Raw genomic sequence first — 11,619 nt, 5'->3', positions numbered from 1 at the left:
TGACCAAACTGAAGCACTTATGATGGGTGACTGACACGGCGACATGCCATATCGGTGATGTGCAGCAGACCATCGATACCACACAGGTCGACGAACGCGCCGTAGTCGGTGAGGTTCTTGACCACACCCTTGACCACTGCGCCTTCGTGCAGGGTTTCGAGCAGCTTTTCGCGCTCTTCGCCCATGCTGGCCTCGAGCACGGCACGGCGGGACAACACAACGTTGTTACGCTTGCGATCGAGCTTGATGACCTTGAATTCGAGAGTTTTGCCTTCGTACGGCGTGGTGTCCTTGACCGGACGCAGATCAACCAGCGAACCAGGCAGGAACGCGCGGATGCCGTTGGTCATGACGGTAAGGCCGCCCTTGACCTTGCCGGTGATGGTGCCGTTGACCAGCTCGCCGGACTCGAGCGCCTGCTCGAGCTGGAGCCAGGCCGACAGGCGCTTGGCGCGGTCACGCGACAGGATGGTGTCGCCGTAGCCGTTTTCGAGCGAATCGATGGCCACCGACACAAATGCGCCGGCTTCGACTTCGAGCTCGCCTTGGTCGTTGAGGAATTCTTCGACGGGGATAAGGGCTTCGGATTTGAGACCTGCGTTGACCACAACGAAGTTGTGATCGATGCGCACGACTTCGGCCGAGATGACCTCGCCCGATTTCATATCCTGATTCTTGAGGCTTTCAGCAAAGAGATCAGCGAAGCTTTCGCCGCCGGTGGCGGCAGTGGTTGGGATGGAAGACATTAAAGTTAGTCCATTAGCCAGGATGGCTGTTAAAAACACACCTGGGCTTACGCCCCGGTGGAGTGGAACAAACCCGAAACAAAAACACTAGCTTCGGGGACTGATTGTCGATGCGGGGTGCTTGGACCACAAATCGAGTACTGCATTGACCGTTTCATCGATGCTTAAATTCGATGAATCGATCAGATTCGCATCAGAAGCCGCACAAAGCGGCGCATTGCTGCGAGACCGGTCGCGCGCATCACGCGCTTCCATATCCTTCATGAGGTTTGCTAGATTAGCAGAAAAACCCTTTTCCTTCAACTGCTTACATCTTCTTTCAGCACGCGCCGCGACGTCAGCCTCAAGAAATATTTTTAGTTGGGCATCGGGGAATACGACGGTACCCATGTCACGGCCGTCCGCCACCAGGCCGGGGCCGCAGCGAAAGGCCCGCTGACGGGCAAGAAGCGCATCGCGCAAAGGCTGTTGGGAAGCGATGCTGGAGGCCAGGTTACCCACTTCTTCGTCGCGGATGCGCGTCGCAACGTCGCGCCCGTTGAGCAGTATTTGCGGCCCCTTGAATTCGACGTCGAGATTGCGCGCCACTTCGGCTACAGCGGCCTGGTCTGTCGTGTCGACACCCTGCTCCAGGCAGGCCAGCGCGCTAAGCCGGTAGAGTGCCCCGCTGTCGAGCACCGACCACCCCAGAATCTGGGCCACACGATGTGCAACGGTGCCCTTGCCGGACGCAGTAGGGCCGTCAATAGTTATGACGGGGGTGAGTGATTGGGTGGAGTTCATGCTGACACAACCCCTTGAAACACCGAAAAATAGTCAGGAAACGTCTTGCTGACACACTCCGGATCTTCGATGACGATGGGCTTTGGGCCAAACGCTGCCAGTGAAAAACACATGGCCATGCGGTGATCGTCATAGGTGGCGATGCTGGCTTCGCGCCAGTCTTCCCGGGCAAGCGGGTGCACACGAAGCCAATCACTGCCCTCTTCCACTTTTGCCCCCAGCTTGCGCAACTCGGTAGCCATGGCGTGAATACGATCGGTTTCCTTGACACGCCAACTGCCAATATTGCGCAAGGTGCACGGACCGTCTGCATACAGCGCCAGGGCAGCAGCCGTCATGGCAGCGTCGGGAATCAGATTGAAATCCTCATCGAAGGCCTTGAGGCGTTCGCCTTTGGCGACATTGACACCCGACACTTCAATGGAGTTCTCATGCCAGGTAATGTCGGCTCCCATGGTTTGCAAGGTGTCGGCAAAGGCAACGTCACCTTGAATGCTGCGCGACCCGACACCGTGTATATGCATGGGGCCGCCCCCTATGGCACCCAGGGCCATGAAATACGAGGCAGACGACGCGTCACCCTCAACCGCAACGACTCCTGGCGCGCGATAGACAGCCGAGGCCGGTATGGTGAACCGCTGCCAGCCTTCGCATTTGACGTCAACACCGAACCGGGCCATCAGGTTCAGGGTAATCAGGATATACGGGCGAGAGATCAGTACCCCGTCAACTTCGATCACCAGGTCGCGCCCCGTGGCGGCCGTATATATGGGCCCGGCCATCAATAATGAAGTCAGGAACTGGCTGGAGACCGAACCCTTGATACGCACGGGGCCGTCGGTGCCAAGTGTTGGCGGCGAAATGGCCAGGGGTGGGTAGCCTTCGTTTCCCTGGTAGTCGATATGGGCACCCGCCTGACGCAACGCATCGACAAGATCGCCGATGGGCCTCTCATGCATGCGAGGCACGCCGGACAGGCGAAAGTTTCCCTGCATGAAGGCCAGCGCCCCGGTCAGAGGACGAAATGCCGTTCCGGCATTGCCCAGAAAAAGCTCGGCCTCCTGGGCCGGAAACGGGCAGCTTCCATCGATATCCAATGAATCGATATCCACTTCAGTCAGCGACACACCCAGTTTTTGAAGCGAGTCGAGCATGACACGGGTGTCATCGGAATCCAGCAGGCCCTGTACGCGCGTCGTTCCTTGCGCCAGCGCCGCCAGCAATAACACACGGTTCGAAATACTTTTGGACCCCGGCAGGCGTACATCGCCCTTGGCAGAGACGAGAGGTTGCAACAAAAGGCTGGTGTCAGCGGTCATGTACGGCTCCTGCTACCCCAGAAACGGCGCGCAAGCGCCGCGCGTTCTAGAAAATCATACAGCCCCTGGGAGTCATCGTCGCGCAAGGACTGTTCGGCCTGCTCAAGTACCCGCCGAAACTCGGCCAACTCGGCTAGCACTGCCTCGCGATTGGCCACAAAGATATCACGCCACATTTCCGGCGAGCCGGCAGCGATACGGGTGAAATCCCGAAAGCCGGACCCGGCCAGGCTCATGCGCTGATCGGAATCGACCGCCGCAGCCACCTGTGCCATGAATACCGCCGCAAGAAAATGAGGCACGTGGCTGACCGAGGCCAGGGCTGTATCATGCGCCGCGGGTTGCATGTTTACCACGCGGGCTCCACAAGCTTCCCAGACGTGGCGAAGCAATGTTCTGTCAGATTCGGTGTTTTCTGCCAGCGGCGTCAGCACCACCGTGCAGCCTTTATACAGATCAGCGCGGGCGGCTTCCGGCCCTGATGCTTCAGCGCCAGCGATCGGGTGTCCGGGAATAAACTGGGAGATGCGTTCTTTTAGCGCTTCGCGCGCCGCTGTGGCAACGTCAGCCTTGGTACTGCCGGCGTCGGTAATCAGGGTTCGGGCACGCAAGTGGGGTGCCATGCGAGCCAGAACCTTGCCCGTCGCCCCTACGGGCACGGACAATAGAATCAGGTCTGCGGTAGCGGCAGCCTCTTCAATGGAAACGGCCTTGTCAATCAGGCCGAGCCGCTGCGCACGCGCCAAAGTCGGCTGCTGACGTCCGGCACCAAGAACCGTCTTGGCAACCCCGGCTTTTTTCAAAGCAGCGGCAAAAGAGCCCCCTATCAGCCCGACACCCACAACTGCCACGACATCAATGGCGAATGTGGGTGGCGAGGATGGGGCAGGACGGGAATCGTTAGCGTTCATACCCCGGGGCTCTATTGCATGGGGTAAGAGCCAAGCACCTTGAAGAACGCTGCGCGATCCTTTAGTGCCGCCAGTGCCCGGGCCACCGGCTCATCGTCACGATGCCCGATTATGTCGGCATAAAAATAATATTCCCACTGGCCGGTACGGGCCGGACGCGATTCAAGCCGGCTCATGGAAACGCCGTTCTCGGCCAGGGGTGCCAGCATGTCGTGCACCGCACCGGCCCGATTGGGCACTGCCAGGATCAGACTTGTCTTGTCGTGCCCACTGGGAGCAGGCTCCATGTTGCCGATTACTACAAAGCGGGTTCGGTTGTGTGGATCGTCCTGGATCCCGGACACCGCCACTTGCAAGCCCCAGGCCTTGGCAGCCATGCTGCCGGCAATGGCTGCAACGGTAGGGTCTTCGGAAGCAATTCGGGCGGCCTCGGCGTTGCTGGATGCCGCATCACGTGCAATGGTCGGGTAATGTGCCGAAAGCCAGACCTGACACTGGGCCAGTGCCTGGGGGTGCGCCATGATACGGGTCACGCCCTCCATCGTGCCCGATTGCGTCATCAGACAATGATGAATATTCAATGAGCGTTCGCCTTGCACTTTCAGGGGTGATGTCAAAAGCAGGTCGAGGCTGCGATTGACACCGCCTTCGGTGGAGTTTTCGACGGGAACCATGCCCACCTGGGCCTGTCCGGCTTCGACAGCACGAAACACTTCGTCGAACGAATCACAGCGCAACTTTTCGATGCTCTGGCCGAATTGCTCGACGGCAGCCTGCTCGGAAAAGGAGCCCTGCGGGCCCAGGTAAGCGACCACCAACGGACGCTCCAGCCCACGGCATACCGAAATGATTTCGGTCCAGACAGCGGCAATGCCAGCTTTGGTGAAGGGGCCCGGATTGGTTTCCTGCAAGCGACGGATCAGTGCTGCCTCGCGCTCGGGCTTGAGGACGGGACCGTCGGCATCAACTTCTTGCTTGACTTCGCCAACCTGAAGAGCCAGGTTTGCCCGCTTGTTCAGCAGCTCGAGTATCTGACGGTCGGTCGCATCGATCTGCTCGCGCAAGGGCGCCAGCCTGCTTTGCAATTCTTTATCCATGTCGTTTTTCGAAATCTCGCATGAAGTCGACCAGTGCCTGCACACCTGCCAGTGGCATGGCGTTGTAAATGGAAGCGCGCATTCCACCGACGAGCTTGTGCCCCTTCAGGGCCAGCAGCCCTGCCTGCTCGGACTCGGCCAGGAAAGTGCTGTTGAGCGACTCGTCAGCCAAAACAAACGGCACGTTCATGCGCGAACGCACCGGCCTGTGCACGGGATTCGAATAGAAACCGGACTGTTCCAGATAGCCGTACAGCAATTCGGCCTTGGCAATGTTTTCGCGTTCAATCGCCTCGACTCCGCCCAGCTTCTTGAGCCACTTGAATACCAGGCCCGCCACGTAAATGGCGTAGGTAGGCGGGGTATTGAACATGGAATCTGCCTGGGCGACATTGGCATAGTCGAGCGCGGACGGGCAGGCTGGCGATGCGTGACCGATGAGGTCTTTTCGCACGATGACCAGGGTGACACCCGCCGGCCCGGCATTTTTCTGTGCTCCGGCGTAAACCATGCCCACGCGAGAGAAGTCGAAGGGGCGGGACAGAATATGGGACGACGCGTCGATGACCAAGGGAACGCCGGGCGCGCCAAGCTCGGCCATGTCGGGCCAGTCCATGAACTCGACACCGCCGATGGTTTCGTTACTGCACAAGTGCACGTAGGCTGAATCGGGGCGAACACGCCAGGTGTCGACCGCCGGAAACCACGTCCAGGGAGCGTACTTGCCGCCGTCCAGCTCGGTTTCTTCACCACTGCTGGCAGCTACTGCGATATCGCCGTAGCGAAGGGCCTCCTTGTACGACTTGTTCGACCACGAACCACACACCAGGTAATCGGCCTTGCCGGAACCGTTGCGACCGATCAGATTCAGGGGAACCAGTGCGTTCTGGGCAGTGGCTCCGCCCTGCATGAACAACACGGCGAAATCATCGGACACGCCCAGCAACTCGCGCAGATCGGCCTCGGCTTCGTCGCGGATCTGCATGTAATGCTTGCCGCGATGGCTCATTTCCATTACCGACATCCCGCTTCCGCGCCAGTCTGTCATTTCGGCTGCGGCCTGTTGAAGCACTTCCAAAGGCAGGGTGGACGGCCCTGCCGAAAAATTCCACGGCCGCATTTACGAGTTCTCCTGGGTATCGCCTGCGCCGGCGTTGTCTTCGGGGTCGTCAGAATCCGGTGTGTCGCCTGAAGTACCGGCCTGGCCTTCTGCTGAAGTACCGGCTTGGCCTTCTGCAGAGCGAGCCTCGGCTGATGAGTCTGCTTCATCGTCGTCGAGGTCGGCATCACTTTCCACCACGCGACGCACGCCCGACAGTGTGCTGTCGTCGTCAACGTTGATCAGCGTGACGCCCTGAGTGGCCCGGCCCATTTCACGGATTTCGGAAACCCGGGTACGAACGAGAACCCCTGACGTTGTGATGAGCATGATTTCATCGGACGGCTCGACCAACACTGCGCCCACGACCTTGCCATTGCGCGGTGTAGTCTGGATGGCGATCATGCCCTTGGTGCCGCGACCATGACGGGTGTATTCGACAATGGACGTACGCTTGCCGTATCCGTTTTCGGTGGCGGTAAGGACGCTCTGCGACTCGTCGCCGGCGACAAGCAAGGAGATCACCTGCTGCCCTTCTTCGAGCGACATGCCCCTGACGCCTCGCGCGGTACGACCCATGGGGCGAACATCGTTCTCGTCGAAGCGGACGGCCTTGCCAGCGTCCGAGAACAGCATGACATCGTGCTTGCCGTCGGTCAGATCGGCGCCGATCAGGTAATCGCCCTCATCCAGCGCGACCGCAATAATGCCGGCCTTGCGAGGGTTGGAAAAATCGGACAGCGGCGTCTTCTTGACGGTACCCCGCGAGGTGGCCATGAAGACGTAGTGGTCTTCGCTGAATTCCTTCACCGCCAATACCACCGTGATCTTCTCGCCGTCTTCGAGCGGGAACATATTGACGATGGGTCGGCCACGCGCTGTGCGCGAGCCTTGCGGAACCTCCCAGACCTTGAGCCAGTACACGCGACCGCGGTCGGAGAAACACAGCAGATAATCGTGGGTGTTGGCAATGAACAACTGGTCGATCCAGTCGTTTTCTTTCATGGTGGTGGCCTGCCGTCCGCGGCCGCCACGCTTCTGCGCCCGGTACTCTGACAGCGGCTGACTCTTGATATAGCCGCTTTGCGACAGGGTCACCACCATGTCCATGGGAGTGATGAGGTCTTCGGTGTCGAGTTCGGTCGCGTTGTGCTCGATCTCGGAGCGACGAACGTCTTTGGCATTTGTGCTGAAATCAGCCTTCAGCGCCTGGAGCTCGTCACTGATGATGGTTGTAACGCGTTCGGGGCGAGCCAGAATATCAAGAAGATCGGCGATGGTTTCCATGATCTCTTTGTATTCGCCGACGATCTTGTCCTGTTCAAGCCCGGTCAGACGCTGCAGGCGCATGTTGAGGATTTCTTGCGCCTGCACATCGCTAAGACGGTACATCCCGTCGTCTTGCAAACCGTACTCGGGGTCAAGCCCTTCGGGGCGATAGGCCGCGCGACCTCCGGGTGTATCCCCTTCGTCGGCGCGCTGCAGCATTTCACGTACCAATGACGAATCCCAGCTGCGCGCCATAAGTTCCTGGCGAGCCACCGGAGGCGTCGGAGCTGCCTTGATAATGGCAATGAAGTCATCGATATTGGCCAGCGCCACTGCCAGACCTTCAAGCACATGACCGCGGTCGCGCGCCTTGCGCAACTGGTATACCGTGCGGCGTGTAACGACTTCGCGCCGGTGACCCAGAAAATACTGTACAAGCTGCTTGAGATTGAGCAGGCGGGGCTGACCGTCGACCAGCGCCACCAGGTTCATCCCGAAGGTGTCTTGCAGCTGCGTGTTCTTATACAGGTTGTTCAGGACGACTTCGGGTACCTCGCCGCGCTTGAGCTCGATGACCAGGCGCATGCCGTCCTTGTCGGACTCGTCGCGAATATCCGAAATGCCCTCGATCTTTCGTTCGTTGACCAGTTCGGCGATGCGTTCCTGCAAGGACTTCTTGTTGACCTGATAGGGAAGCTCGTCAACGATAATCGCCTGGCGATTGCCCTTTTCGGTGTCTTCAAAATGCGTCTTGGCACGCATGATGACGCGTCCGCGTCCGGTGCGGTAGCCTTCGCGCACCCCGGACATGCCATAAATAATGCCGCCCGTGGGAAAGTCCGGCGCCGGGATGAGCTCGATGAGCTCGTCGACCGTGCACTCGGGATGGCGCAGGCAATACAGACAGCCGTCTACCACTTCGGCCAGATTATGTGGCGGGATATTGGTTGCCATACCCACAGCAATGCCCGAGCTGCCATTGACCAGCAAGTTGGGCAACCGCGAGGGCAATACCAGTGGTTCTTGTTCGCTGCCGTCGTAGTTGGGACCAAAGTCGACGGTTTCCTGATCGATATCGGCCAGAAGTTCGTGGGCGATGCGCGCCAGACGGATTTCGGTGTATCGCATGGCGGCGGCGCTGTCGCCGTCTACCGACCCGAAGTTGCCCTGCCCGTCTACGAGCATATATCGCAAAGAGAAATCCTGCGCCATACGCACGATTGTGTCGTAAACGGCGGAGTCACCGTGAGGGTGATATTTACCAATGACATCGCCGACAATACGTGCAGACTTCTTGTAGGCCCGGTTCCAGTCATTGTTGAGTTCGTGCATGGCGTAGAGCACTCGCCGATGCACAGGCTTCAGGCCGTCGCGCACATCGGGTAGGGCCCGGCCCACGATCACGCTCATGGCGTAATCGAGATAGCTGCGACGCATCTCCTCTTCCAGCGAAATCGGAAGCGTCTCCTTGGCGTAGGAATCCATAGAGCAGAGTATCTAAAGGTAAATTCGAGAACAGAAACCGGTTACGGGCCAATAGGAAATTCTAGCACTTCCATGCCTCCGGACTTTTCAGCAGGCAACCCATTACCGGATGCAACAGAAATTGCTTCGCGTAAGCAGCCCTTCCTGGGTAGAATTTAGAATTTACTTCAACTTGCGAAGACTGTGGCGAATTGCCAACATCACCTGGAAACTTGGGGTAGAATTTCGCGTATCTGGACTCCAGACGTGAATCAGGCCTAACTAACGTTGCTGAAATGCCGTAAGATTTGCCCGACAACGCCTGATTTCAGAGCAATTCTTGGATAGAAACCCAGGGCATTGCTATACTGGCTACGGTTACTATTTATTTACTATGCGGCGGAGGTTCGCTGCGCCCACTTTCAGCATCTAGCTCAAAACGAGGAGAAACATGAATAAACCCTCCAAAATCGCATTAGCGCTTGCCATCGCGGCCTTCTCGGCTTCGGGTGCAATATCCGCGCAAACTATCGACAACTGGCAGAACTCGTCCGGCGAAGTCTGGATGAACGGCACCAATGAGCTGTGCTGGCGCAATAACTTCTGGACGCCTGCAACCGGCATCCCCGGCTGTGACGGTGTTCCCGTTGCTCAGCAAACCGAAGTCGTTGCTCCTACCGCAACCAAGGTTGTCCTCAACGCTGACACCTTCTTCGACTTCGACAAAGACACCCTCAAGCCCGAAGGCCGTCAGGTTCTCGATCAAGTCGCCGCTCAAGCTGCCTCCATCAACCTCGAAACCCTGATCGCAGTCGGCCACACCGACTCCATCGGTACCGAGCAGTACAACCAGGGCCTGTCCGAGCGCCGTGCCAATACGGTCAAGAACTACCTGGTCAGCAAGGGCATCGACCCCAATCGTATCTACACCGAAGGTAAGGGCGAACTCCAGCCGATCGCCAGCAACGCCACTCGCGAAGGCCGCGCTCAGAACCGTCGCGTAGAGATCGAAATCGTCGGTACGCGTCGTTAATCACGCTACTGCCGATTACGCCGGGCCTTAGGGCCCGGGTAAAACGCTACAATTGGGGCGCCTGTTATATACAGGCGCCTTTTTTCTTCCCGTCACCCGAGGCCTTGACCATGTCAGTTGCCACGTCTTCCCCTTCCGTCAACGTCGATCCGTCTGAACTCGAAAAATTCAGCGCCCTGGCGTCACGCTGGTGGGACCCCGAAAGCGAGTTCAAGCCCCTGCACGTTATCAACCCGTTGCGGCTGGGCTGGATCCAGGAGAAGGTCGGCTCCCTGGACGGGCTGGATGTACTGGACGTCGGCTGTGGTGGCGGGATCCTGGCCGAAAGCATGGCCGTTGCGGGTGCCCAGGTAACAGGCATCGACCTGGCTGACAAATCGCTGAAAGTTGCCAAGCTGCACGGCCTGGAATCCGGAGTGGCCGTCGACTACCAGTTGATCAGCGCTGAAGACATGGCCGCCGCGCACCCAGGCAGGTTCGACGTGGTTACATGTATGGAAATGCTCGAGCATGTGCCCGACCCCGCCTCCATCGTGCGCGCCTGCGCCCAGCTGGTAAAGCCTGGCGGCTGGGTGTTCTTTTCCACCCTCAACCGCAATCCCAAATCATTCCTTTTTGCCATCGTCGGCGCCGAGTACGTCCTCCGCCTGTTGCCGCGCGGCACTCACAACTACGAAAACTTCGTCAAGCCGCGCGAACTGGCGGCAGCTGCCCGCAGCGCCGGCTTATCGGTCTGTGCGATGGCAGGCATGGAATACAACCCCATCACCGACCACTACAAGCTCAGCAACGACACCTCGGTCAACTACCTGATGGCCGCAAGGCGCGAAGCTTGAGTTCCACCCGCTAATTTCTTTTGGACCGGTAGGCGACGCCTGTCCCGGGTATATTGCAGGCATGAACAGACTTGTACTATTTGATTTTGACGGCACCCTGGCAGACACCGCCCCCGACCTGGCTGCAGCGGCCAACAAGCAACGCGAGCGAAAAGGACTTCCTCCCCTTCCCTACGAGGCGCTAAGACCCATGGCCTCGCAAGGGGCACGGGGTCTTCTGCGGGCCAGCCTCGACATGCTGCCTGACCATCCCGAATACGAAGCGTTCCGCAGCCAGTTCCTGCAGGATTACGAAGCTGCCATGACAGTATTGACCACGCTGTTCCCTGGTATACCGGAACTGCTCGACACACTGAAGGCCAATGGATATCGGTGGGGTATCGTCACCAACAAACTCGAGTACCTGGCCCTGCCCCTGGTCAAGCACCTGGGCCTGCACACCGACTGCGTAGTGACGGTGGGTGGAGATACAACCGGCCACGCCAAGCCCCATCCCGAGCCCCTGTTACATGCGGCTCGCGTTGCCGGCATCGATCCGGCACATTGCATCTACGTTGGCGATGACGAACGCGACGTCATCGCCGGAAAGGCGGCCGGCATGCATACGGTGGCCGCCGCATATGGCTACTGCGAACTGTCCGAAGTAGCTGGATGGAAGGCGGACGCGATTGTTAAGTCTCCGGCCGAAATCTGGCCGGTTATCGAAAAGCTCTGGCCGCGCATTCCCGAACGAGCCTGATTCAGCTACAAAAACACGGCCGTACGTAAGCCTGCGGGAACTTATTCGCACCAGGCGGCTCCAACGCTATGTATATTGAGATACAATGTTTTTCCACTGGGGTCGATCTGGCTTCGACGTGGGTCAAGAAACAGCGTAGGGCATGTCGAGCACCAGTAAGCTCGTAAATCCACTGGAAAACTACAAACGCCAACGACGAGCGTTTCGCTCTGGCCGCTTAAGCGGTGAGCCGCTGCACTGATTTGTCTTTGGGTCAGCCAGGGTAAAACCTGGAGCAGCGTCATTTACAAAGAATCGGTATTCGTCAGGTCACTGGGCGACTA

Annotated in this window: 9 protein-coding genes, 1 other RNA gene and 1 pseudogene; 4 read left to right on the top strand and 7 right to left on the bottom strand. The window is 58.6% G+C overall.

Annotation, left to right across the window (positions count from 1 at the left end):
• Nucleotides 1–20 precede the first annotated feature (20 nt).
• The 7 genes and pseudogenes from Q1J88_RS12035 to gyrA all read right to left on the bottom strand — a co-directional run.
• Nucleotides 21–746: pseudogene (locus Q1J88_RS12035) on the bottom strand (S1 RNA-binding domain-containing protein); the annotation flags it as partial.
• Between the two features lie 87 nt (nucleotides 747–833).
• Nucleotides 834–1,529, bottom strand: a complete 696-nt coding sequence (gene cmk / locus Q1J88_RS12030; protein WP_301117962.1) for a (d)CMP kinase — start codon at nucleotides 1,527–1,529, stop codon at nucleotides 834–836.
• Nucleotides 1,526–2,848 (bottom strand): 3-phosphoshikimate 1-carboxyvinyltransferase, encoded by a 1,323-nt coding sequence (aroA, locus tag Q1J88_RS12025; RefSeq protein WP_301117961.1) that lies wholly within the window; start codon nucleotides 2,846–2,848, stop codon nucleotides 1,526–1,528. The genes cmk and aroA overlap by 4 nt, the downstream gene beginning before the upstream one ends.
• Nucleotides 2,845–3,759 (bottom strand): prephenate dehydrogenase/arogenate dehydrogenase family protein, encoded by a 915-nt coding sequence (locus Q1J88_RS12020; RefSeq protein ID WP_301117960.1) that lies wholly within the window; start codon nucleotides 3,757–3,759, stop codon nucleotides 2,845–2,847. The genes aroA and Q1J88_RS12020 overlap by 4 nt, the downstream gene beginning before the upstream one ends.
• An 11-nt stretch (nucleotides 3,760–3,770) precedes the next feature.
• A complete protein-coding gene (gene pheA, locus Q1J88_RS12015) occupies nucleotides 3,771–4,856 on the bottom strand; it encodes a prephenate dehydratase (protein ID WP_301117959.1) in 1,086 nt (361 codons plus the stop codon).
• On the bottom strand, nucleotides 4,849–5,976 hold the full coding sequence (serC, locus tag Q1J88_RS12010; protein ID WP_301117958.1) for a 3-phosphoserine/phosphohydroxythreonine transaminase: 1,128 nt from the start codon (nucleotides 5,974–5,976) through the stop codon (nucleotides 4,849–4,851). Before serC ends, pheA begins: the two co-directional genes overlap by 8 nt.
• Complete coding sequence (gene gyrA, locus Q1J88_RS12005) at nucleotides 5,977–8,709, bottom strand: DNA gyrase subunit A (RefSeq protein WP_301117957.1); 2,733 nt, start codon at nucleotides 8,707–8,709, stop codon at nucleotides 5,977–5,979.
• Between the two features lie 430 nt (nucleotides 8,710–9,139).
• Between gyrA and ompA the strand changes: the two genes are divergently transcribed.
• The 4 genes from ompA to ssrA form a co-directional block, all read left to right on the top strand.
• Complete coding sequence (ompA, locus tag Q1J88_RS12000; RefSeq protein WP_301117956.1) at nucleotides 9,140–9,721, top strand: outer membrane protein OmpA; 582 nt, start codon at nucleotides 9,140–9,142, stop codon at nucleotides 9,719–9,721.
• Between the two features lie 104 nt (nucleotides 9,722–9,825).
• On the top strand, nucleotides 9,826–10,557 hold the full coding sequence (gene ubiG, locus Q1J88_RS11995; protein ID WP_301117955.1) for a bifunctional 2-polyprenyl-6-hydroxyphenol methylase/3-demethylubiquinol 3-O-methyltransferase UbiG: 732 nt from the start codon (nucleotides 9,826–9,828) through the stop codon (nucleotides 10,555–10,557).
• 61 nt (nucleotides 10,558–10,618) lie between these two features.
• On the top strand, nucleotides 10,619–11,296 hold the full coding sequence (gph, locus tag Q1J88_RS11990) for a phosphoglycolate phosphatase (protein ID WP_301117954.1): 678 nt from the start codon (nucleotides 10,619–10,621) through the stop codon (nucleotides 11,294–11,296).
• A 98-nt stretch (nucleotides 11,297–11,394) separates the two neighbouring features.
• Nucleotides 11,395–11,619, top strand: a transfer-messenger RNA (tmRNA) gene (gene ssrA / locus Q1J88_RS11985); the annotation flags it as partial.

Source organism: Pusillimonas sp., from assembly GCF_029263785.1.
GTDB lineage: Bacteria > Pseudomonadota > Gammaproteobacteria > Burkholderiales > Burkholderiaceae_B > Pusillimonas.
The sequence above is the reverse complement of the archived record's forward strand: the minus strand, read 5'-3'. Positions and strand labels throughout refer to the sequence as shown.

What these genes read in the sequence shown, in the direction of transcription:
- cmk (WP_301117962.1), bottom strand. Translation starts at nt 1,529, where the DNA reads ATGAACTCCACCCAATCACTCACCCCCGTCATAACTATTGACGGCCCT.
- aroA (WP_301117961.1), bottom strand. Translation starts at nt 2,848, where the DNA reads ATGACCGCTGACACCAGCCTTTTGTTGCAACCTCTCGTCTCTGCCAAG.
- Q1J88_RS12020 (WP_301117960.1), bottom strand. Translation starts at nt 3,759, where the DNA reads ATGAACGCTAACGATTCCCGTCCTGCCCCATCCTCGCCACCCACATTC.
- pheA (WP_301117959.1), bottom strand. Translation starts at nt 4,856, where the DNA reads ATGGATAAAGAATTGCAAAGCAGGCTGGCGCCCTTGCGCGAGCAGATC.
- serC (WP_301117958.1), bottom strand. Translation starts at nt 5,976, where the DNA reads ATGCGGCCGTGGAATTTTTCGGCAGGGCCGTCCACCCTGCCTTTGGAA.
- gyrA (WP_301117957.1), bottom strand. Translation starts at nt 8,709, where the DNA reads ATGGATTCCTACGCCAAGGAGACGCTTCCGATTTCGCTGGAAGAGGAG.
- ompA (WP_301117956.1), top strand. Translation starts at nt 9,140, where the DNA reads ATGAATAAACCCTCCAAAATCGCATTAGCGCTTGCCATCGCGGCCTTC.
- gph (WP_301117954.1), top strand. Translation starts at nt 10,619, where the DNA reads ATGAACAGACTTGTACTATTTGATTTTGACGGCACCCTGGCAGACACC.